This is a genomic window from Pseudomonas fluorescens (genome assembly GCF_902497895.1).
GTDB classification, from domain to species: Bacteria; Pseudomonadota; Gammaproteobacteria; order Pseudomonadales; family Pseudomonadaceae; genus Aquipseudomonas; species Aquipseudomonas fluorescens_BP.
Genome location: NZ_CABVHQ010000011.1, coordinates 66,328 through 86,956, shown reverse-complemented (window position 1 = coordinate 86,956; position 20,629 = coordinate 66,328). Strand labels below are relative to the sequence as shown.

Sequence of the window (20,629 nt, the reverse complement as noted above, 5' to 3'; positions counted from 1 at the left end):
AGCCCTGGCCGAGACTGAGTGCAAAGAGCAGGAAAAATTCTTGGAGATGGTTGGATCGAAATTCAACATATCGTGTAGAGATTCTCAGTGACACAAGCAGCACAGTGGCGCTACCTTAACGCGTTTTCCGGAAGGTGCCAATGGTCTTTGCGAAGGTTTCTCTATTTTCGTGACTGACGGTTCGGCATATAAGGCGTGAGGCCCAGCTATTGCGGGGAACGGCGAGAAAAACATCCCAGACTTTGAACCCGGCGGCGCGCCCCGGTAAGATGCCGGACAGAATTTTTCCACCTCGCTATTCAGGACACCCGCCATGAGCATCAAATCGGACAAGTGGATTCGCCGCATGGCGCAAGAGCACGGCATGATCGAGCCCTTTGTAGAGCGTCAGGTGCGCGGCGAAAGCGCTGACCGGGTGATTTCCTACGGCGTCTCGAGCTACGGCTACGATGTGCGTTGCGCCGATGAATTCAAGGTGTTCACCAACATCAACTCGGCGACCGTCGATCCGAAGAACTTTGATGAGAAGAGTTTCGTCGACGTCAAAAGCGACGTGTGCATCATCCCGCCGAACTCTTTCGCCCTGGCCCGTACCGTGGAGTTTTTCCGTATCCCGCGCAATGTGCTGACGATCTGCCTGGGTAAAAGCACCTACGCGCGCTGCGGCATCATCGTCAACGTCACGCCGCTCGAACCTGAGTGGGAAGGCCATGTGACCCTGGAGTTCTCCAACACCACCACGTTGCCGGCGAAGATCTACGCCAATGAAGGCGTGGCGCAGATGCTGTTTTTCGAGTCCGATGAAGAGTGTGAAGTCTCCTACAAGGACCGTGGCGGCAAATACCAGGGTCAGCTTGGCGTCACGTTGCCGCGTGCCTGATTCAGGTATCTGACGAACAGTGGGAATTCTTGAGCGGGCAGGTACTCTATTGAAAGTACTGCTCCGGTTCGCGCAATGCGAGCCGGGCCAACGCTCAGGAGTGCCCTATGAAACTCGATCCGCGAATAAGTGCCGAACTGGCAAGGCTTGAGCCCAATCAGATCGGCGTGTTGGCCTGGTCTTTGTTGGCCCATCCGTCGGTCACGATGGCGGGCGGCATTCCTGGTCAGCCCGATCCGGATACCCCGAACGAACAACCGACCGAACCCGGTGAGCCAACCCTGCCGGATGAGCCACCTCCCGCGCCTGTCGCCTGATGCAAGGGGTTTTCGGCTCCGCACATTCCTCTGTAGGAGCTGCCGAGCCTGCGAGGCTGCGTTCGGCTGCGCAGCAGTCGTAAATCCTGCCACCACGGTTAACCTGTAAAACCGCAGTGCCTGATATTACGACTGCTGACGCAGCCGGACGCAGCCTCGCAGGCTCGGCAGCTGCTACGAAAGGCGGGAAGGGGAGTTATTTCAGGTTGCCGCTGAGAAACTGCTTGAGCCGTTCACTCTTCGGATTGCCCAGCACCTCGTCCGGCGTACCTTCTTCCTCTACCAGCCCCTGGTGCAGAAACAGCACCTGGCTCGACACCTTGCGGGCGAAGCTCATTTCGTGGGTGACCATGATCATGGTCCGGCCTTCTTCGGCCAGGCCCTGGATCACCTTGAGCACTTCGCCCACCAGTTCCGGGTCCAGGGCCGAGGTAGGTTCGTCGAACAGCATGACTTCCGGTTCCATCGCCAGGGCCCGGGCGATGGCCACGCGTTGCTGTTGACCGCCGGAGAGAAACGCCGGGTATTGATCGGCGACCCGGGCAGCCAGGCCGACCTTGTCCAGATAACGCCGGGCACGGTCTTCGGCGTCTTTCTTGCTGCAACCCAGCACCCGCCGCGGCGCCATGGTGATGTTTTCCAGCACCGTCATGTGGCTCCACAGGTTGAAGTGCTGGAACACCATCGCCAAACGGGTGCGGATCCGCTGCAGCTCGTCCTCGTCGGCCACGTGGATGCCATGCCGGTCCTTGATCAGGCGGATCGGCTGGTCATCCAGGGTCATGGCGCATTCGTTGGGCTGCTCGAGGAAGTTGATGCAGCGTAAAAAGGTACTTTTACCCGAGCCGCTGGCGCCGATCAGGCTGATGACGTCGCCGGTTCTGGCCTTGAGCGAAACACCTTTGAGCACTTCAAGGTCGCCGTAACGCTTATGCAGGCCTTCAATGGTCAGTTTGTACATGGGGCATGCATCCTCAAGGCGAAAGTAGGTAGCCGCTGCGATAGGCCTCGGTGCCTGCGACATGGGCGATCACCATGCCGGCAGTGGCCATGCGCCGCAGCGAGCGGGCGTACATCAACCCGGCGTTGTTGCAATGGATGGGTGTGACGCGGTCGTTGATCGGGTCGATGACTTCGGCGATCAGTTGCCCGGCCTCAAGGTACTCGCCAGGCAGCGCGGCAAATACCAGCAGACCGCCAACGGACGTTGTCACGGGTTCGACACCCGCCAGCGGGGTGGCCGGGTAGGGCAGCTCGGGCAGAGGCGCCGGTTCGCCGGCGATGGCGCCGAATTGCGTCAGATAGTCAATGATCGCCTGGCAGTCCAGGCGGGCCAGCTCGTGATTGACATCACCCTGACCACGCAGCTCGACGGTGACCGAAAAGCTGCCCGGCGGAATCTCGAAATGCTCGCCGAAGCGCTGCTGCAATTGCCACCAGAGCAGGGTGAAGCATTCATCAAAGGATTGTCCGCCCGAGTCGGTCGCCAACAGGCTGGCTTCGGCGCCGATATAGCGCGCCAGCGGTTCGACCTGCGGCCAGGATTGCGGGGTGGTGTACAGGTGCGCTACGGCTTCGAAATCGCAATGCAGGTCCAGCACCATGTCCGCATCGCAGGCCAGCCGTTGCAGGGTCAGACGCTGGGATTGCAGTTGGGTGCTGGCGGTTTGCCGAGCCAAAGCCTTGCGCAAACTGCTGCGGATCAGCTGGACGTTATGATGAGGGTCATCCTTGAGCTGGCCTTCGATTTCGTTACCGACTTCTTCGCTCAGGTCAACGAACCAGCGATTGAAGTTCTGCCCGCTTTCCAGTTCGTAGCGGCCCAGCGGCAGGTCCATCAGCACCTGTTCCAGGCCGACCGGGTTGGCTACCGGCACCAGCACGATTTCACTGCGCAGGCGGCCTTGAGCTTGTAGTTCCGCCAGCCGCAGCTTGAGGTGCCAGGCCACCAGCATGCCGGGCAGTTCGTCAGCATGCAGGGACGACTGGATGTAGATCTTGCCTTTGGCCTGCTGCGGACCGAAGTGGAAACTGTGAATCTGTCGTGCAGTGCCCGGCAGCGGGGCAAGCAGGTCATGAATCTGGTGGCGCATTTGAAGGTCCTAGTGGGTCGGCCCGAGGAAAGCCAGCCATCGGCGTTCGGCGAGGCGGAACAGACCGACCAGCGCAAAGGTGACGGTCAGGTAGATCAGCGCGGCGATGCCGAACGATTGAAAGGTCAAAAAGGTCGCCGAGTTGGCGTCGCGGGCGACTTTCAGGACATCCGGGATGGTCGCGGTGAAGGCCACGGTGGTCGAGTGCAGCATCAGGATCACTTCGTTGCTGTAGTACGGCAATGAGCGGCGCAGTGCCGAAGGCATGATCACATAGGCATACAACTTCCAGCCGCTAAGGCCATAGGCTTTGGCCGCTTCGACTTCGCCGTGGTTCATGCTGCGGATTGCCCCGGCAAAAATTTCCGTGGTGTAGGCGCAGGTGTTCAGGGCGAAGGCGAGGATGGTGCAGTTCATCGCGTCGCGGAAAAACGCATCAAGCACCGGTTGCGCACGCACGGCGGCCAGACTGTAGATCCCGGTGTAGCAGATCAGCAACTGGATATAGAGCGGCGTACCGCGGAACAGATAGGTGTAGAACTCCACCGGCAAGCGGATGTAAAACTTGGGTGAAACCCGGGCGATGGACAGCGGGATCGACACCAGAAAACCGATGAAGATCGAGGCGCTGAGCAGCCACATCGTCATGGCCAGGCCGGTGATGTGGTAGCCGTCGCTATAGAGGAAGGGCCTCCAGTACTCCTGCAGAAGTTCGATCATCGGACGGCCTCCCGGGAACCGGCCGCGTAACGGCGTTCGAGCCAACGCAGGACAACGTTCGAGGCACTGGTGATCAGCAGGTAGATCAAGGCCGCCAGTACCAGAAAGTAGAACAGTTGATAGGTGCTTTTACCGGCATCCTGAGCCGCCTTGACAAGGTCGGCCAAACCGATGATCGACACCAGCGCCGTGGCCTTGAGCATCACCATCCAGTTATTGCCGATGCCCGGCAGGGCGAAGCGCATCATCTGCGGGAAGACCACCAGACGAAAGCGCTGGCCGCGTTTGAGGCCATAGGCGGTGGCGGCTTCGACCTGACCACGGGGCACGGCGAGAATTGCGCCGCGGAAGGTCTCGGTGAAATAGGCGCCGTAAATGAAACCCAGGGTAATCACCCCGGCGCTGAACGGGTTGATCTCGATGTATTCCCATTCCATGAAGTCGGTAAAGGTGGTCAGCCAGGTTTGCAGGCTGTAGAAAATCAGCAGCATCAGCACCAGGTCCGGTACGCCGCGAATCAGCGTGGTATAGATTTGGGCCGGAACCCGCAACAGCTTGACGGGGGAAAGCTTGGCACTGGCGCCGATCAGGCCGAGCAGAACGCTCAGCAGCAGCGACAACACCGATAATTGGATGGTCATCCAGGTGCCTTCCATCAGCAGCGGGCCGAAACCCTGCAGGCTGAAGGCGGAAAGTCCCAAGGTTTGCAGCAAGTCTTCGAACATGGGTCGTGCCTTTGACAATCAAAAAAACGCCCACCGTTTTCGGTGGGCGCCAAGGGGTTACTTCCCGCTGTAAAGATTCAGATCGCCAAAGTGTTTCTTCTGGATGGTGGCGTAGGTGCCATCATCATGTAACGCTTTGATACCTTTATTGAGTAGTTCCTTGAGTTCTTTGTTACCTTTCGAGATACCTATAGCGGTTTTGGCTGGCAACAGTGGGCTGTCAACCGGCTTGCTGACTTCGAAATCGGCACCTTTTGGTGACTTCAAAAAGCCCAGCTCGGCTTGCAGCAGATCCTGGAGAGAGGCATCGAGACGGCCGGAAATCAGGTCGGCGTACACCTGGTCCTGATTCTGATAGGCCTGGGTTTTCACCCCAGCCTTGTCCAGCACGGCTTTGGCGTAGGCTTCCTGAATGGTGCCTTGCTCGTAGCCAACGGTTTTACCCTTGAGCGATGCGGTGTCTTCGGTCAGCCCCGAGCCCTTCTTGAACACGTAGGAGGTCGGGCCGGAGAATAGCTCGTTGGAAAAGTCGATGACTTTCTCACGGGCCGGGGTCACGGTCATGGAGGAGATTACACCGTCGAATTTATTGGCTTTGAGGCCCGGGATCATTCCGTCGAAATCGCTTTCGACCCATTTGCACTTGACCTTCAGTTCGGCGCAGATCGCATTGCCCAGATCGATATCGAAGCCCACCAGGCTACCGTCAGCCGCTTTGGACTCGAACGGTGCGTAGGAAGGGTCAACGCCAAAACGCAGCTCTTTATATTCCTTGGCCAGCGCGGAACCGGCTGCCATGCACAACGCCAGTGCAGAAAGGGTCAGCAATGCTTTTTTCATTATTCAATCCCTAAAAACCAATATGAGCGCTTGTGGCGCAGAATTATTGTTACTGGAAAGCGTAAGACCTATAGAAGGTAGCAATTTCCGAACCATACTCCCGAACAAGTGTTTTAAAAGCTGCTTTTCGCCAGGGGCATTACTGTGGCGTGCCCGAAAAAGGGCGGGTGAAAATGACTGCACCAAATTGGAGTTTATGATCGCTCCCACGCTCTGGGTGGGAACGATCTCCCGGGGTTTATTTGCCGGGCACCAAGGTCAATCGCGTCTTGCCGTAGACCTTGTCGAAGTTCTGCGGCTGCATCGGGAAACTCATGTATTGGCCCTTGAACCAGGGATCGACGCTGTTGAGGTAATGCGGGCTGGCCGGGTTTGCGGATTGGCCGGTGCTGTTGAGGCCGATCATCGGTTCGGCCTGGCCGAAGTCGACGATAAAGCGCATGGCCGGGATCAGTGTGGTATCGAAACTCTCACCCCAGGCGTAGGCGGCGGTATTTAACGTGGTGTGATCACCGCCCGCAGGTTGTGGGCCGCGCACGGTCTGGCCGCCAGCGTTTTTCCACTCGTAGCGGTGCAGTTTGCCCCACTGCCAGGCCCGGTGATCGGCACCCATCTGGCTGTCACCGGCAGTCATGGCCGCCGCCAGGCTGCGGGCGAGGATGGCCGGTTTGTCTTCCTTGTGCGGCGTGCGACTGTCATCCCAGAACGGACTGTCTTCGCGGCCTAGCAAGTGGTCGGCCTGCGCCGAGTAGGACAAATTGCCGTTGCTGACGAAGGCTTTCCAGGCCGGACTGGATTCCGGGCCCAGCTCGTCGAGGAAGATCTGCCTGGCGCTTTCCTGCAGGAACAACTCATAGATGGCGGCATCAGCCGAAGTCGGGCTGAGTTTGCCGTCGAACGCCATCAACCGGCTGTAGGCTTCGCGAGCCTTGCCCCGTTCGGCTTCGGGCAAGGCCTCGATGGCCTGTTTGAGCGGCTGGGACATGCCCGGGGTTTCGAATATTTTCTTCAGCTTGGCGGCGAAGGTGGTGGTCTGGTCGTACTGCATGGCAATCATGCTGCGAGTGTCGTGCTTGCCGGTCCCGGCCAGTTCAGCGATGCGCTCGCCGCGCTCCGGGTAGTACCAGGAGTTGGACAGCTGCATGCCATAGCCGTGGGGGATGATCCGCTGGTTGGCGGTGCCGAGCCAGCCCTGGGCCGGATCCTGGTCATACGGGTGCAGCATCGGGTCGGCGTAACCGTCCCAATCGTAGCGACCCTCCCAGCCCGGCGATGGCAACAGGCCTTCACCTTCATGACGGTTGGGGAAGCGGCCGGTGACTTGCCAGCCGATATTGCTTGCGTCGGCGAACACCATATTCAAGGCGATGGCGCGGATTTCGCGGCTGGCGTCGGAGGCCTTCTCGACATTTTTCGCACGAGACAGGTCGAAGAACGCATCCAGACTCTTATCGTCCTTGAGGTCCGGCATTTGCAACGCCAGACCATAACCGCTGCTCAATGTCGTGCCCAGCGCACTGTTGAGCAGCGGACCGTGGCGGGTTTCGTAGACAACTTCGCGAATCGGCCGCTGACCTTTGACGAAGTAGGTTTCGTTACGAACGATAGCCGGCTGCCATTTGCCGCCGACCTCGTAGTAGAGCGCATTGCCCTGGCGCTTGAGCTTTTCGAGGAACAGGTCCTGATTGTCGCCCATGACCATGCTCATGCTCCATGCGACCTTGCCGTTGAAACCGGCGACGATGGCCGGGATCCCGGCGACCGAGACACCGGCGGCCTGGTATTTCGGTGCGCGCAGTTGCACATAGTTCCAGAGCGACGGCACGGCAATCGGCAAGTGGCTGTCGCTGGCCAGCAGGCTTTTACCGCTGCGGCTGCGTTGCGGTGCAACGGCCCAATTGTTCGAAGCCGCGACGCTCAGCAGATTCAGTTTGGCAAGCTGATCGGTGACCTTGCCAAGGTCAGCCAGGCCCGGGACTTGTCCGCTGAGGTTCAGGCCCTTGAGCTTTTCCGCTTCGGCGAAAGGCAGCTGTTCATCCGGGTAGGACGGGGTCAGCCAGGCAAGTTTGTCGGTACCGACGTTCTGCGCCAGGACCAGCGAGGCAATTTCTTCCCGCAGGTTTACCGATTGGCTGAAGTTGAGCAGGCAAAAGATCAGCGCCGAATCTTCCGGTTTCCAGTATTCGGGCTTGTAGCCAGTGGCAGCCAGATCCGGCGGCAGCTTGTCGCGATAACGGAACAGGTAGGCGTTGACGCCACGGGCATAGACTTCGAAGAAACGCTTGAGACGTGGCGAAGCAGCGGTATACAGCTCGCCGGCGTTCTTCTTCAGATTGACCGCGCGCATCAACTTGTCGGCTTCCAGCACGTCGGGGCCGGACATTTCGGCCAGACGGCCCTGAGCCAGCAGGCGCATGGTGAGCATCTGGGTGATGCGGTCAGTGGCGTGCACGTAACCCAGGGTAAAGAGTGTGTCGTGGAAACTGTTGCTCTCGATCAGCGGCATACCCATGGCATTGCGCCGCACCGATACGTTCTGGGCCAGCCCTTTGAGCGATTGCACGCCGGCAGTGGGTGGCACGGTGTCTTGAGTGTTCCAGGGCTGACAACCGGTCAGGCCCAGAGCACCGGCCACTGCTGCGGCAACGCCGAACCGGGGAAGAAAATGTGTGAGGGCTGGCGAGGCCATGGCAAAGCTCCTGCGGGGGGTAGTGCTGATAAAGGCGCTACGTTAGTGAGCAGGAGGTTGCCGCGCAAGCAGGATGCGAGGGTTATTTCTTCTTTGTCAGTTAAACCGCTTCATGACCGCAAAAACTCAGGTTAGAGAAATTGATGCCAAGGGGGCGATATGGCGCGGTTTTTGTAGGAGCGAGCTTGCTCGCGATGGACTCAAGGGCGGTGCGTGTACTCAGAAAACACGCGTTATTGTTAACGACCATCGCGAGCAAGCTCGCTCCTACAGGGCGGCGCGTTTATTCAGACCATACGCGTTATCGTTAACGATCATCGCGAGCAAGCTCGCTCCCACAAGGGGGGAGGCGCAAGTCCAGGGGAAGGAAAATGCCCGCGAAGCGTTAGTGCATCAAGCGCCGTGGCACTTCTTGAATTTCTTGCTGCTGCCGCACGGGCAAGGGTCGTTGCGGCCGACGTCTTTCAACGCATTGCGCACGGGCTCCTGGTGAGCGTGGCCGCAGTCGGGGCCGTGAACATGGCCATGGTCGTGAGCATGGTGCTGGTCATGATCGTGGTTGCAGTCTGGGCCATGGACATGAGGTTCTTGGGTCATCGAGGTCGCTCCGGAATAAAATCGGCGGGAATTATCTCGCCATTACGCTTCAGGTGCACGTAATAGGCGATGAATAATCCGGTTTCCAGTTCACCTTCCAGCCGATAAGGGATGGGTTGCTGCGGTTTTCGTAGCAGTTTCACCACTTCGCGCACCTTCGGCCAGAGATTGGTGCGGATCGGCACCTGGAAATAGCCGCTGCTTTTCGGCTTCACGGTGAACCACTTTTCGTGCTCGCCTTCGGTCAGCAGCATGTGCCCCAGGTGTATCCGGTATTCCAGTCCGCGCACCGTCAGGTCACTGTCGTTGGGGTTGTCGACGCGAAAGTGCAGGAGAAACCTCTGCTCCAGAAGTTTCGCCCGGATCACTTCAACCTTGACCAGATGCACTTGCGGGTCGACCCAGTCTTCGTCGATAAACCAGGACGCGCAGCCGCCAAGTGTCAGCGCCAGAAGCAGGCTGATTATCCTTAACGCTCGAATATCAGAGGCCATGCCATTACCCCCTTGATACCCCAGTCTAGCTAGCAACCAGGTGTTCAGGGTGTTGGAGGTGGCCTGTGTCGAAACTTAGTTGGCGAAATAGCTCGAGCAGCACTTCTTGAATTTTTGCCCGCTGGCACAGGGGCAGGCGTCGTTGCGCCCGGCCTTGAGCGGCACCGTAGGGTCGATGAAGTACCAATGGTCGCTGTTCTGCACGAACGACGAACGTTCGCGATGGCTGTGTTCTCCGCTGCTGTCATGCCAGCGCGCGGTGAACGTCACGAAAGCGTGTTCGGGTTGGCCACCAAACACTTCTGAACTTTCTACTTCCAGGCCCAGCCACGTGCTTTGGGCGCTCCACTCACTGATCGATTGACGATCCAGGCCGGCCTGCTGCGCGGGCAGGGTGGTCGCTACCAGATAGTCCACCAGACCCAGCACATAAGCGCTGTAGCGCGAGCGCATCAAGGACTCGGCGCACGGCGCCGGGTGGCCCGTATGGTAGTGGCCGCAGCAGACATCGAGCAGGTTGCCGCTACCGCAGGGACAAATCGAGGTGCTCATCGCTTTACCACCAATACTTGCCAAAGTTTTCCGGATTAGCCCAGAACCGGGCGTTCAGCCAGTCGGGCACTTGTTTGTAGTCAAGCAGATCGTAGGTGAACAGGGTCAGCTGCTGCTCGTCACGCTGGAAGTGTTCGCTGGCTTGCAGGGCCAGGGAGAAAAAATCCGTCTCCTGCCAGCCACAGGCCGAAAGATCCGCCAGCACGGCAATGCGGCTGGCATTGAGGTTGCGAATCCCGCCCAGCAGGTTCAGACCCTCGCGCTTGGGCAAATGCTCGAGGCAATCGACCACCAGTGCCAGGTCGAAGCGGCGCGCCGCCAGCTCTGCCGGCAGTGGGCCGGGTGCGGCTTGTGCAACACAGGTGTCCGGATGCGCCCGCTTGAAGGCTTCGAGTGCCGGGAAGTCGCTGGCACCGATCAATAACAGACGACGGGGGGCATAGCGATCGAGCAAAGCGGCAAGGGCTTGCTGGGGGGTGCGCGAAGAAATACCTGCGGTCATCGAAAATCCTCAATCAGAACTGCGAAGACTAGCGCGCTCGAACGCTCGGGCCTAGCCGGTTTTATCCAGAATTTTTTCTTGCCTCTGGCTAATCCCTCGTGGAACTCGGTACTGTGCGTTCAAAGAATAATTCTCAGCGGGGGAGCGTATGAAGGTGTATTGGGGGCTCTGGAAGTTTTTGACCTTACTGTTCTGGTTGCTGGCGGTGGTCAATCTGCTCGTCCCGCTGATCAATCCATTCCATCTATTGCTCAATATTGCCGCCAGCCTGCTTTTGTTGACCCATCTGCTGGAACTGGTGCTGTGCAATCGCAGCCTGAGGGGCCGCGCCCACCCCTGGCGTGATCGCTTGAAGATTCTGCAGTCGGGCGTCTTTCATCTGCAAACTATCCCGGAGCGCAAGCATGCGTAATATCTGTCTGCTGGCCGCTTTGTGCAGCCCTTTGGCCTATGCCCAAGTGGTCACGGTCGAAACCAATTCGTTGCTGCGCTTGCCCAATACCACCAGTGTCCTGCACCTGGAACGACTGGAAGTCGCCGATTACGGCACCCTGCTGATTCCATCCAACGTGACTGAAATGACGGTCGGCGAACTGCATCTGGGTCACGAAGCGCGGATCGCTATCGTACCCGCTGCACAAAGCCTGCAATTGAACGTCAGTCGTGCTCAATTGGGCAGCGGCAGCCAGATCACCTCCCGCGGTGCGCCCGGTACTTACCTCAAGGCGGCCAAGCCAGGGCGAAATCTCAACCTGCGGATCAACTCGTTGAATGCTCCGGAATTGTCGGTGGATGCTCGCGGTGGTGCCGGTGCACCGGGTTACGCGGGCCTGGATGGCGCCAACGGCCAGGCGCCCGGTTGCACTTGGGGCCAGGCCGGTCCTGGTGCCGATGGCGACAATGGTGGTGATGGCCATCCCGGTGCGGGCGGTGCGCAAGTTCGGCTGGAGTTGCCAGGAAACTATCCCGCTGCGCAGATCAAAATCCGGGTCGACGGTGGTGTCGGGGGATTGGCCGGAGTGGCTGGCAAGCCAGGCGCGGGCGGCAAGTCCAAAGGTTGCTTCGTTTACCGCGCCGATGGCGGCAAGAGTGGGCATCCTGGCGCTGAAGGCCAGCCAGGACCAGCCGGTGAGGCGGGATCGGTGACGGTGCAGCGGTTGTAACAGTAAATGAGCTCCCCTGTGGCGAGGGGGCTTGCCCCCGTTCGGCTGCGCAGCAGTCGTAAACAATTCAACCGTGTTCATTCAGGCAGAACGGGTTTTCCGAATTGCGACCGCTTCGCGCTCGAACGGGGGCAAGCCCCCTCGCCACAAAGCCTTAAAACATTGGCCTTGCCGAAGCCACCGCCACCAGCAGCAACCCGATAATCAGATTGATCCCCACCAGACGCCGGATCCTGCCCAGGGTCGCCGCGCCGTTCGGCCAGTCTTGCGCCAGCACCGCTATCCGCAGCTCCGGCAGTTGCAACGCCGAAATACGGATAAACAACGCCGTCATCACCACATACAGCCCCATCATCACCTGGACATAACGCGGTGCGGTTTCAAAGCCGTTGAAGCGCAAATGGATCAGGCCGACACCACTGATCGGCAACAGCACCACAGCGACCCAAACCCAGCCAAAAAAACGTTGAAACACTTCTACCCACAGCTTCAGTCGTGCCGGACCTTCGAGTGCCGCCATAGCGGCCGGGCGCAGGACCAGCCAGGCGAAAAACATGCCGCCGACCCAGACCAGGGCCGCCAGTACATGCAGGGTGTAAGCAAGGCTAAAGAGGGTCATTCAGGTACTCCGTTCTGCGCGGGATGAATTAGCGGGTTATGATAGCGACCGATTCGAACCACTGAAAATTTATCCAGCGTTTCTCGCGCCCGAAGACCATGATCAGCAACGAACTCAAATCCCAGATCCAGGGCGCTTATTCGCGTTTTCTCGAAGCCAAGAGCCTCAAGCCGCGTTACGGCCAGCGTTTGATGATCGCCGAAGTCGCCAAAGTCCTTGGTGACATCGCTACCGATGACGAAGGTCGGCGCAGTGGCGACCCCGCGGTAGTGGCGGTGGAAGCCGGCACCGGTACCGGGAAAACCGTGGCCTACAGCCTGGCGGCGATTCCGACCGCCAAGGCCGCCGGCAAACGCCTGGTGATTGCCACCGCGACCGTCGCATTGCAGGAGCAGATCGTCTACAAGGATCTGCCGGACCTGATGCGCAACAGCGGCTTGAACTTTACCTTCGCCCTGGCCAAGGGCCGTGGGCGCTACATGTGCCTGTCCAAGCTCGATATGTTGTTGCAGGAAGGCCATGCGAACACCGCCACGGCGCAGCTGTTCGAGGAAGAAGGCTTCAAGATCGAGGTCGATGAGACCAGTCTGAAGCTATTTACCAGCATGATCGAAAAACTCGCCGGGAATAAGTGGGACGGCGACCGCGACAGCTGGTCCACTGCTCTCGAGGATCAGGACTGGGCGCGGCTGACCACCGATCACAGCCAGTGCACCAACCGTCATTGCCCGAACTTCGGCCAGTGCGCCTTCTACAAGGCCCGCGAAGGCATGGGCAAGGTCGACGTGATCGTCACCAACCACGACATGGTCCTGGCCGATCTGGCGCTGGGCGGCGGTGCGGTACTGCCGGACCCGCGCGATACCCTCTACGTGTTCGATGAAGGGCACCACCTGCCAGACAAGGCCATCGGTCATTTCGCCCACTACACCCGTCTGCGCTCCACCGCCGACTGGCTGGAGCAGACCGCGAAGAATCTCGCCAAACTGCTGGCCCAACATCCGTTGCCCGGCGATCTGGGCAAGCTGATCGAGCAGGTTCCGGAGCTGGCGCGGGAGATCAAGACCCAGCAACAATTCATGTTCACCGCCTGCGAGCAAGTGGCCGACTTCAAGCCTGGTGAAGACGTGGAGGGCCGTGAACGGCCGCGTCATCGTTTCGTCGGCGGGGTGATTCCCGAGCACATGCGCGAAATGGGCATCGAACTGAAGAAGGGCTTTTCGCGCCTGACCGACGTCTTCACCCGGCTCACCGAGCTGCTCAAGGAAGGCATGGATGGCGAGGTCAATATCGGCATCGCCAGCAATCAGGCGGAAGAGTGGTACCCGCTGTTCGGTAGCCTGCTGTCGCGCTCCCAGGGCAATTGGGAGCTGTGGACCGCATTCACCGCCGAGGACCCGGAAGACAACCCGCCGATGGCCCGTTGGCTGACCCTGGCCGAGAGCGGTTCGCTGTTCGATATCGAGGTCAACGCCAGTCCCATCCTTGCGGCAGAAATGCTTCGGCGCAACCTGTGGAACGTCGCCTATGGCGCGCTGGTGACCTCGGCCACCTTGACCGCCCTCGGTACCTTCGACCGCTTCCGGATGCGCGCCGGGCTGCCGAAAAAAGCCGTGACGGCGGTGGTGCCCAGCCCCTTCCATCACGCCGACGCCGGTGTGCTGCGGGTCCCGGACCTGCGCGCCGACCCTCGGGATGCCCCGGCGCATACGGCGGCGATCATCCGCGATCTGCCGTCACTGGTCGAAGGCTCGCGCGGCACCCTGGTGCTGTTCTCCTCGCGCAAACAGATGCAGGACGTGTTTGACGGCCTGGATCGCGACTGGCGCAAACAAGTGTTTATTCAAGGCAACCTGTCGAAGCAGGAAACCCTGAACAAGCACAAGGCGCGGGTTGATAGTGGCGAATCCAGTGTGCTGTTCGGTCTGGCGAGTTTCGCCGAAGGCGTGGATTTGCCTGGTGCCTATTGCGAGCATGTGGTGATCGCCAAGATTCCGTTCTCGGTGCCGGATGATCCGGTCGAGGCGGCGCTGGCCGAATGGATCGAGGCCCGCGGCGGCAACCCGTTCATGGAAATCTCCGTACCGGACGCCTCGCTGAAGCTGGTCCAGGCCTGTGGCCGACTGCTGCGCACCGAGGAAGATCGCGGCACCATCACCTTGCTCGACCGACGTCTGGTCACCCAACGCTATGGCAAAGCCATCCTCAATGCGCTGCCGCCGTTTCGCCGGGAAATTTCTTGAGACAGGGTGGGCGAAATTCGCCCACCCCGTTGTCTATCTCCTATCACCGATTTTCCCCAGGCCGTTAACTGGTCGTTAGAGAGAACCTCGTTCCTATGATTCGCCGTTCGTTGCCCGCCGTTTTTGCTCTGTTGTTCGCCGCGCCGCTGCTGGCTGCGCCTGCTGGACAACAGACGCTGTTCAATTTTGTCCGCCCCGCCGATGTGGTGCAGGTGGCGACTGAAGACGCCAGCCTGCCGCAGTCCAATGCGGAGCAAACGGCTGAAGGCGAAGTGTTGCGTCGGGTGACTTTCAACCCGGCAACCCGGCCGAGCCTGCGCCTGACGCCGCAATCCGGCGCCTGGGACTGGTCCCAGTCGGGAGCCATGAGCCTGCGGATCCAGAGCGCTATGAACTGGGCGCTGACCCTCTACGTGACCATCCAGAGCAATGACGGCAAAACCCTGGTCAGCCGCATCGACCTGCCTGCCGGGCCGGTCCAGACCCTGTTGGTGCCGTTGCAGGCCAGCTCGTCTCTGAGCCAGGGCATGAAAGCCGGGCCACCGATGCCGATGACCGTCGACGGTCAACGGGTTTTGCTCGCCAGCAGCAGCGGTGAGCTGGATCGCAGCCAGGTGGTGTCGGTCACGCTGTCGATGGACCAGCCGAAAGTGGCGCAAAGCATCATGCTCGAGCGCTTCGGCGTGCAGGACGGTGAAGCCGTGGTGAAGGCTGCCTACAGCTCGCTGGTCGATGCCTACGGTCAATCCACTCGGGGTAAATGGCCGGAAAAAGTCGCCAGCGACGACCAGCTCAAAAGTGCCGCCAGCAAAGAACAGCAACAGCTGAAAACCTGGCTCGCCGAACGTGAGCGTTCACCCCTGGACACCTATGGTGGCTGGAACAAGGGCCCGGCCTTCGAGGCGAGCGGCTTCTTTCGCACGCAAAAGCGTGACGGACGCTGGTATCTGGTGACCCCACAAGGTCACCCTTTCTATTCCCTGGGGGTCAACGCGGTCACCGCCGATACCAACCAGACCTATGTCGCCGGCCGTGAATGGATGTTCGGCGACCTGCCCAAGGCCGATGAGCCTTTGGCCAGCTATTACGGTGAGGGTGACAACCGTGGCGGCAACGGCGTCGACAAGGGTCGCGGCTTCAACGCTGGCAAATGGTATGACTTCTATGGCGCCAACCTGCAGCGGACCTACGGTCAGCCTTGTGCGCCGACCAGCGAAACCCAGGCCGGCGTAGCGGCGCCAGCCCAGGCCGATGCCCATGAGGCGCAGGCCGAGAAACTCGCCTACACACCGGCGGCTGTGCCTTGCGCCGCGCCAGCCTTTGATGAAAAGCGCTGGGCCGGACATACCCTCGATCGTCTGCAAGCCTGGGGCTTCAACACCATTGGCAACTGGAGCGCCCCGGCGCTGGGCCGCAGCGATCGGGTGCCGTACACCTTGCCATTGTCGATTGTTGGCGACTACACCAGCATCAGTACCGGCATCGACTGGTGGGGTGGCATGCCCGACCCATTCGACCCGCGGTTTGCCATGGCCACCGAGCGCGCCGTGGCTATCGCCACCCGCGATCATCGGGATGATCCCTGGGTGATCGGCTATTTCGCCGATAACGAGCTGGCTTGGGCCGGCCCCGGCGATGATCCGAAGGCCCGTTACGCGTTGGCTTACGGCACGTTGCGGATGACCACCGACGTCCCGGCCAAGCGCGCATTCCTCAAGCAGCTGCGCGACAAATACCGCAACCAGGCGGGCCTGTCGAAGGCCTGGGGTATCGACCTCCCTGCCTGGGAACTGATGGAGGACCCGGGTTTCGAGCCGCCGTTGCCAAGCCCGGAACATCCGGAAATCGAAGCCGACTTCAAGTATTTCCAGAAAGTCTTCGCTGATACCTACTTCAAGACCATTTCCGACTCGCTGAAATGGCATGCACCGAACCACCTCTTGCTGGGCGGTCGATTTGCCGTCAGCACCCCTGAAGCGGTGGAATCCTGCGCGCAGTATTGCGACGTAGTGAGCTTCAACATGTACACGCTCAAACCGCAGGACGGCTATGACTTCGCCCGGTTGCGCGAGCTGGACAAACCGGTGTTGATCACCGAATTCAACTTCGGCTCCAGAGATCGCGGGCCGTTCTGGGCCGGTGTCACCGAATTGGTGAAGGAGGAGGATCGTGGTCCGGCGTACGCCAACTTCATCAAACAGGCAATGGCCGAACCGTCGATTGTCGGCGTGCATTGGTTCCAGTACCTCGATCAACCGGTGACCGGTCGTCTGCTGGATGGCGAAAACGGTCACTTTGGTCTGGTGGGGATCACCGACGTGCCGTTCCAGGGCTTTGTCGACAGCGTGCGCAAGAGCAATCTGCAGGCGCTCGACCAGCTGGGCAACGAAAACGGCAAAGCCGGCGCCGATGCCGATAAGATCGCAGCCCCCAAGGATGAAGTTGGCAAACAAGGCAGTCAGGACAAGGGCGCGGGGCAGGGCGGGCATGACGGTGAGCATTCGGCGAATGGCCACTAACGGCTGATTTCCCACTGCCCTGTAGGAGCGAGCTTGCTCGCGATGGACGTTAACGATAATGCGTATTATCTGAATGAGCGCGCCGCCCTTGAGTCCACCGCGAGCAAGCTCGCTCCTACAATTGAGGCCTGCTTGCGAAAGCGTCCTGAGCGGCAGCGAAAATTTCGGATCCAGCCCCCCAAGGGCGACCGCCCAGCCCGAGTCGGTTCCCAAAACCCTCAAGGGCTGGAACAATACATAACTTTGTAGCTCGTTTGTCTGGAGAGGTGTGGGTGCAGATTCAGGGTCATTACGAACTCAAGTTCGAAGCGGTGCGCGAAGCCTTTGCGGCACTCTTCGATGATCCACAGGAACGCGGCGCCGCGTTGTGTATTCAGATCGGCGGAGAAACCGTAGTCGACCTCTGGGCCGGCACGGCAGACAAGGACGGCACCGAAGCCTGGCATAGTGACACTATCGCCAACCTGTTCTCTTGCACCAAGACCTTTACCGCCGTCACCGCCCTGCAATTGGTGGCCGAAGGCAAGTTGCAACTGGATGCGCCGGTTGCCAGGTACTGGCCCGAGTTCGCTGCCGCCGGCAAGGAATCGGTCACTCTGCGCCAACTGCTCTGTCATCAGGCCGGCTTGCCGGCATTGCGCGAGCAGCTGGCGCCCGAAGCGCTTTACGACTGGCAAACCATGGTCGACGCCCTGGCTGCCGAAACGCCTTGGTGGACGCCCGGCGCAGGACACGGTTATGCGGCGATCACCTACGGCTGGCTGATCGGTGAGCTATTGCGTCGCGTCGACCGACGCGGCCCGGGAGAGTCCATCGTGGCGCGGGTCGCTCGGCCATTGGGACTGGATTTTCACGTGGGCCTGGCAGACGAAGAATTCCATCGCGTCGCGCATATCGCTCGCGGCAAGGGCAATGTCGGCGACGCTGCTGCCCAGCGCTTGCTGCAAGTGACCATGCGCGAGCCGACGGCCATGACCACTCGGGCGTTTACCAACCCGCCGTCGATCATGACCAGCACCAACAAGCCGGAATGGCGGCGGATGCAGCAACCGGCGGCCAATGGCCACGGCAATGCCCGCAGCTTGGCGGGGTTCTACAGCGGATTGCTCGACGGCAGCCTGCTGGAGGCCGAAATGCTCGACGAACTGACCCGTGAACACAGCATCGGGCCGGACCAGACGTTGTTGACCCAGACCCGCTTCGGTCTGGGTTGCATGCTCGATCAGCCGGATGTCGCCAACGCGACCTACGGCCTCGGCCCCCGGGCGTTTGGCCATCCGGGCGCCGGCGGCTCCATCGGCTTTGCCGACCCGGAGTACGACGTGGCCTTCGGTTTTGTAACCAATACTCTGGGCCCGTACGTCCTGATGGACCCACGGGCACAACAGCTGGTGCGAGTGTTGGCCGGCTGCCTGTAATGGGCGGCTGATCGACAAGGATTCGCAAATACCGCGGGAAAATCCCTGGGTGGAACCCGGCGGCTTTTCTGCTTTCAAAGCGTCAGTTTATGCGGGGCCTGGTGCCCGATTTTTCTTCATCTCATTTTTGTGGACTATCTAATGTCATCGAATAAATCTCTCGTTCTGGCGCTTTGCCTGGCAATCACCGGGTGCGCACAAACTCCGCAGAAAGATGCTGAAGGCGGTCACAGCTGGTGGCAATTCGGCTCCTCGGACAAGGTTGCCAGCAAACAGCCGGCTCCCGAGCCAGTCAAACCGGCGACCCCGGCCCCGACCCCGGTCTCAGCTCCGGTCGCCAAGGCTGAAAGCACCAGCAATTGGTGGTGGCCGTTTACCGCCGACGAGGTGGTTAAAAAGGCCGAAACCAAAGTTGAGGCCAAGCCTGAAGTTAAACCCGCAGCGCCGGCAACAGTCGCTAAAGCCAATGCCGATGCAGGCAAAAATTGGTGGTGGCCGTTCGGTGGCAAGGATCAGGCCCCGGCCAAGACGGTCGTGCCAATGCCCGATCCAAAAGTCACCCAAGCCTGGCTGGATGACTATGAGCCGCGCCTGCGTATCGCCATCAAGGACAGCAACCTGCAACTCGAGCGCCGCGAAAACGTGCTGGTAGTGACGGCGCCGGCCGACAGTTCCTTCAATCCGGATCGCCCGGCCATGCTGCTGCCGGTCACCCTCGGTCCGTTCACCCGGGTGGCGAAGATCCTCGAAGTCGACCCGAAAACCTCGGTACTGGTACTCGGCCACGCTGACACCTCGGGTGCCGCTCCAGCGAACCTGAAACTGAGCCAGGAGCGTGCGCAGTCGATTGCCGCGATTTTCCGCCTCAGCGGCTTGCAGCGTGACCGTCTGATGTTGCGTGGCATGGGCTCGGAAGCGCCACGTGCGGCCAACGACAGCGTTGAAGGCCGTGCGTTGAACCGCCGGGTGGAAATCATGCTGACGCCGCAGGACACCATGGTTGCGCTGCTGAGCAAATACAACATGCCAGCGCCGCGTCCACTGACCCAGGTTGCTGTCCAGCAGGTCAAGCCGGTTGCCAAGCCCGTGGAACCGGTCGTTGAAACGAAAAAAGCGGTTCCAGCGAAAAAGGCCGCAGTGGCCAAGAAACAACCGGCCAAGAAAGCGACCCCGGCGAAAAAGCCAGTCCCGGCCAAAGCCGCCGCACCAGCGAAGAAAGTCGCAGCGGCTGAACCCGTCAAGAACTGATTATTCACGCACAAGGAAAGCGCCATGACCCAAAGTCTGGCTGATATGCGCCGCGACTACACCCGCGATGGCCTGACCGAGGCTCAGGCCCCGGCCGAGCCCTTCGCGCTGTTCCATCAGTGGTTCGCCGAGGCGGTGAAAACCGAACAGCCGCCGGTCGAAGCGAATGCCATGACCCTGGCGACCGTCGATCAGGACGGTCGCCCGCATTGCCGCATCCTCCTGCTCAAAGGTCTCGATGAGCAGGGCTTTACCTTCTTCACCAACTACGACAGTGCCAAGGGTCAGCAGCTGGCGGTTCGTCCGTTCGCTGCGATGACTTTTTTCTGGCCGACCCTGGAGCGCCAGGTGCGCATCGAGGGCCGCGTGGTCAAGGTCACGGCGCAAGAATCCGATGCGTATTTTCAGGTGCGCCCATTGGGCAGCCGCCTCGGCGCCTGGGCTTCACCGCAGAGCCAGGTGATTGCCGATCGCGAGGAGCTGGAAGGTCTGCTCAAGAACACCGAACAGCGTTTCAGCGACGCTCAGCCCCATTGCCCCGAGCATTGGGGTGGCTATCGCCTGCTGCCGGAACGTATCGAGTTCTGGCAGGGCCGTCCGAGCCGTCTGCATGATCGGCTCAACTACCGTCTACAGGGCAGCGACTGGGCCCGCGAACGCCTGGCGCCTTAAACAATCTACTGATTGGGATAATCGGCCGCGGCGGCTTCAAGCCAACGCGGCAGATCCTTGCGTTTGATTTTCTGCTGCCGGGCACTGGCCAGTTGCCGCAACATAAAGGCTTTTTTCGGTTCATCGCCATTGGCCAGCGACAACGCCAGGTCGCGGTCCATCCAGCGTTTGATCCGTACGTACAGCCACCAGTGGAAGTACAGCCCGGCAACGGTGGTGACGACGATGATGAAGTAGTCCATGGAAATCCTTGAGCCCGCGGCGCAAATTGGAAAAAATTGACGCAACTGTGTGGTGAGTTGTCAGGTACGCCTGTCCTGTACTGTTGCTGAATGAAA

At 60.2% G+C, this 20,629-nt stretch carries 21 protein-coding genes; 9 read left to right on the top strand and 12 right to left on the bottom strand.

The features are described from left to right. The first annotated feature begins 313 nt into the window (after nt 1-313). A complete protein-coding gene (gene dcd / locus F8N21_RS08240) occupies nt 314-880 on the top strand; it encodes a dCTP deaminase (RefSeq protein WP_150641651.1) in 567 nt (188 codons plus the stop codon). A 107-nt stretch (nt 881-987) separates the two neighbouring features. After that, nucleotides 988-1,197 carry a hypothetical protein gene (locus F8N21_RS08235; protein ID WP_150641650.1) on the top strand — a complete coding sequence of 70 codons (210 nt, stop codon included), beginning with the start codon at nt 988-990 and terminating at the stop codon, nt 1,195-1,197. A 196-nt stretch (nt 1,198-1,393) separates the two neighbouring features. Here F8N21_RS08235 and F8N21_RS08230 read toward each other — a convergent pair whose 3' ends face one another. The 10 genes from F8N21_RS08230 to F8N21_RS08180 all read right to left on the bottom strand — a co-directional run bounded on the left by F8N21_RS08230 (nt 1,394) and on the right by F8N21_RS08180 (nt 10,409). Next, entirely contained in the window at nt 1,394-2,158 is a 765-nt protein-coding gene (locus tag F8N21_RS08230; protein WP_150641649.1) for an ABC transporter ATP-binding protein, read from the bottom strand. 13 nt (nt 2,159-2,171) lie between these two features. Then, nucleotides 2,172-3,290 (bottom strand): succinylglutamate desuccinylase/aspartoacylase family protein, encoded by a 1,119-nt coding sequence (locus F8N21_RS08225; RefSeq protein WP_150641648.1) that lies wholly within the window; start codon nt 3,288-3,290, stop codon nt 2,172-2,174. 9 nt (nt 3,291-3,299) lie between these two features. Beyond that, a complete protein-coding gene (locus tag F8N21_RS08220) occupies nt 3,300-4,010 on the bottom strand; it encodes an ABC transporter permease (protein ID WP_150641647.1) in 711 nt (236 codons plus the stop codon). Next, nucleotides 4,007-4,735 (bottom strand): ABC transporter permease, encoded by a 729-nt coding sequence (locus F8N21_RS08215; protein WP_150641646.1) that lies wholly within the window; start codon nt 4,733-4,735, stop codon nt 4,007-4,009. Before F8N21_RS08215 ends, F8N21_RS08220 begins: the two co-directional genes overlap by 4 nt. 57 nt (nt 4,736-4,792) lie before the next feature. After that, nucleotides 4,793-5,575 (bottom strand): transporter substrate-binding domain-containing protein, encoded by a 783-nt coding sequence (locus F8N21_RS08210; RefSeq protein ID WP_150641645.1) that lies wholly within the window; start codon nt 5,573-5,575, stop codon nt 4,793-4,795. Nucleotides 5,576-5,813: 238 nt separating this feature from the next. After that, on the bottom strand, nt 5,814-8,264 hold the full coding sequence (locus F8N21_RS08205) for a penicillin acylase family protein (RefSeq protein WP_150641644.1): 2,451 nt from the start codon (nt 8,262-8,264) through the stop codon (nt 5,814-5,816). A gap of 393 nt (nt 8,265-8,657) precedes the next feature. Continuing rightward, nucleotides 8,658-8,861, bottom strand: coding sequence for an SEC-C metal-binding domain-containing protein (locus F8N21_RS08195; RefSeq protein WP_150641643.1), 204 nt, complete (start codon nt 8,859-8,861; stop codon nt 8,658-8,660). Continuing rightward, entirely contained in the window at nt 8,858-9,355 is a 498-nt protein-coding gene (locus F8N21_RS08190) for an LEA type 2 family protein (protein ID WP_150641642.1), read from the bottom strand. The genes F8N21_RS08195 and F8N21_RS08190 overlap by 4 nt, the downstream gene beginning before the upstream one ends. Nucleotides 9,356-9,430: 75 nt before the next feature. Beyond that, nucleotides 9,431-9,907 (bottom strand): YchJ family protein, encoded by a 477-nt coding sequence (locus F8N21_RS08185; RefSeq protein WP_150641641.1) that lies wholly within the window; start codon nt 9,905-9,907, stop codon nt 9,431-9,433. 4 nt (nt 9,908-9,911) lie between these two features. Further along, nucleotides 9,912-10,409, bottom strand: coding sequence for a DUF6231 family protein (locus tag F8N21_RS08180; RefSeq protein WP_150641640.1), 498 nt, complete (start codon nt 10,407-10,409; stop codon nt 9,912-9,914). 148 nt (nt 10,410-10,557) lie between these two features. Here F8N21_RS08180 and F8N21_RS08175 point away from each other — a divergent pair, with 148 nt between their 5' ends. Next, the gene (locus F8N21_RS08175) at nt 10,558-10,821 is read left to right on the top strand and encodes a DUF1145 domain-containing protein (protein WP_150641639.1); all 264 of its coding nucleotides are present in this window, start codon (nt 10,558-10,560) and stop codon (nt 10,819-10,821) included. Next, a complete protein-coding gene (locus tag F8N21_RS08170) occupies nt 10,814-11,572 on the top strand; it encodes a collagen-like protein (RefSeq protein ID WP_150641638.1) in 759 nt (252 codons plus the stop codon). Before F8N21_RS08175 ends, F8N21_RS08170 begins: the two co-directional genes overlap by 8 nt. A gap of 154 nt (nt 11,573-11,726) precedes the next feature. On the opposite strand, the gene F8N21_RS08160 is transcribed toward F8N21_RS08170, so the two are convergent. Then, nucleotides 11,727-12,191, bottom strand: a complete 465-nt coding sequence (locus F8N21_RS08160; RefSeq protein ID WP_150641637.1) for a CopD family protein — start codon at nt 12,189-12,191, stop codon at nt 11,727-11,729. A gap of 98 nt (nt 12,192-12,289) precedes the next feature. Here F8N21_RS08160 and dinG point away from each other — a divergent pair, with 98 nt between their 5' ends. The 5 genes from dinG to pdxH all read left to right on the top strand — a co-directional run bounded on the left by dinG (nt 12,290) and on the right by pdxH (nt 20,291). Further along, a complete protein-coding gene (dinG, locus tag F8N21_RS08155; RefSeq protein WP_150641636.1) occupies nt 12,290-14,434 on the top strand; it encodes an ATP-dependent DNA helicase DinG in 2,145 nt (714 codons plus the stop codon). A gap of 95 nt (nt 14,435-14,529) precedes the next feature. Next, nucleotides 14,530-16,953: a beta-galactosidase gene (locus tag F8N21_RS08150; RefSeq protein ID WP_150641635.1), complete on the top strand. Its 2,424-nt coding sequence runs from the start codon at nt 14,530-14,532 to the stop codon at nt 16,951-16,953. Nucleotides 16,954-17,225: 272 nt separating this feature from the next. Continuing rightward, entirely contained in the window at nt 17,226-18,371 is a 1,146-nt protein-coding gene (locus F8N21_RS08140) for a serine hydrolase domain-containing protein (RefSeq protein WP_150641633.1), read from the top strand. A 141-nt stretch (nt 18,372-18,512) separates the two neighbouring features. Further along, entirely contained in the window at nt 18,513-19,619 is a 1,107-nt protein-coding gene (locus F8N21_RS08135) for an OmpA family protein (RefSeq protein ID WP_150641632.1), read from the top strand. Nucleotides 19,620-19,643: 24 nt separating this feature from the next. Next, nucleotides 19,644-20,291 carry a pyridoxamine 5'-phosphate oxidase gene (gene pdxH / locus F8N21_RS08130; protein ID WP_150641631.1) on the top strand — a complete coding sequence of 216 codons (648 nt, stop codon included), beginning with the start codon at nt 19,644-19,646 and terminating at the stop codon, nt 20,289-20,291. Between the two features lie 5 nt (nt 20,292-20,296). On the opposite strand, the gene F8N21_RS08125 is transcribed toward pdxH, so the two are convergent. Then, complete coding sequence (locus F8N21_RS08125; RefSeq protein ID WP_150641630.1) at nt 20,297-20,533, bottom strand: hypothetical protein; 237 nt, start codon at nt 20,531-20,533, stop codon at nt 20,297-20,299. Nucleotides 20,534-20,629 lie beyond the last annotated feature (96 nt).

What these genes read in the sequence shown, in the direction of transcription:
- F8N21_RS08235 (WP_150641650.1), top strand. Translation starts at nt 988, where the DNA reads ATGAAACTCGATCCGCGAATAAGTGCCGAACTGGCAAGGCTTGAGCCC.
- F8N21_RS08210 (WP_150641645.1), bottom strand. Translation starts at nt 5,575, where the DNA reads ATGAAAAAAGCATTGCTGACCCTTTCTGCACTGGCGTTGTGCATGGCA.
- F8N21_RS08215 (WP_150641646.1), bottom strand. Translation starts at nt 4,735, where the DNA reads ATGTTCGAAGACTTGCTGCAAACCTTGGGACTTTCCGCCTTCAGCCTG.
- F8N21_RS08190 (WP_150641642.1), bottom strand. Translation starts at nt 9,355, where the DNA reads ATGGCCTCTGATATTCGAGCGTTAAGGATAATCAGCCTGCTTCTGGCG.
- F8N21_RS08170 (WP_150641638.1), top strand. Translation starts at nt 10,814, where the DNA reads ATGCGTAATATCTGTCTGCTGGCCGCTTTGTGCAGCCCTTTGGCCTAT.
- F8N21_RS08220 (WP_150641647.1), bottom strand. Translation starts at nt 4,010, where the DNA reads ATGATCGAACTTCTGCAGGAGTACTGGAGGCCCTTCCTCTATAGCGAC.
- dinG (WP_150641636.1), top strand. Translation starts at nt 12,290, where the DNA reads ATGATCAGCAACGAACTCAAATCCCAGATCCAGGGCGCTTATTCGCGT.
- F8N21_RS08175 (WP_150641639.1), top strand. Translation starts at nt 10,558, where the DNA reads ATGAAGGTGTATTGGGGGCTCTGGAAGTTTTTGACCTTACTGTTCTGG.
- F8N21_RS08205 (WP_150641644.1), bottom strand. Translation starts at nt 8,264, where the DNA reads ATGGCCTCGCCAGCCCTCACACATTTTCTTCCCCGGTTCGGCGTTGCC.
- F8N21_RS08180 (WP_150641640.1), bottom strand. Translation starts at nt 10,409, where the DNA reads ATGACCGCAGGTATTTCTTCGCGCACCCCCCAGCAAGCCCTTGCCGCT.
- F8N21_RS08195 (WP_150641643.1), bottom strand. Translation starts at nt 8,861, where the DNA reads ATGACCCAAGAACCTCATGTCCATGGCCCAGACTGCAACCACGATCAT.
- F8N21_RS08160 (WP_150641637.1), bottom strand. Translation starts at nt 12,191, where the DNA reads ATGACCCTCTTTAGCCTTGCTTACACCCTGCATGTACTGGCGGCCCTG.
- F8N21_RS08225 (WP_150641648.1), bottom strand. Translation starts at nt 3,290, where the DNA reads ATGCGCCACCAGATTCATGACCTGCTTGCCCCGCTGCCGGGCACTGCA.
- F8N21_RS08135 (WP_150641632.1), top strand. Translation starts at nt 18,513, where the DNA reads ATGTCATCGAATAAATCTCTCGTTCTGGCGCTTTGCCTGGCAATCACC.
- F8N21_RS08150 (WP_150641635.1), top strand. Translation starts at nt 14,530, where the DNA reads ATGATTCGCCGTTCGTTGCCCGCCGTTTTTGCTCTGTTGTTCGCCGCG.
- dcd (WP_150641651.1), top strand. Translation starts at nt 314, where the DNA reads ATGAGCATCAAATCGGACAAGTGGATTCGCCGCATGGCGCAAGAGCAC.
- F8N21_RS08125 (WP_150641630.1), bottom strand. Translation starts at nt 20,533, where the DNA reads ATGGACTACTTCATCATCGTCGTCACCACCGTTGCCGGGCTGTACTTC.
- F8N21_RS08185 (WP_150641641.1), bottom strand. Translation starts at nt 9,907, where the DNA reads ATGAGCACCTCGATTTGTCCCTGCGGTAGCGGCAACCTGCTCGATGTC.
- F8N21_RS08230 (WP_150641649.1), bottom strand. Translation starts at nt 2,158, where the DNA reads ATGTACAAACTGACCATTGAAGGCCTGCATAAGCGTTACGGCGACCTT.
- pdxH (WP_150641631.1), top strand. Translation starts at nt 19,644, where the DNA reads ATGACCCAAAGTCTGGCTGATATGCGCCGCGACTACACCCGCGATGGC.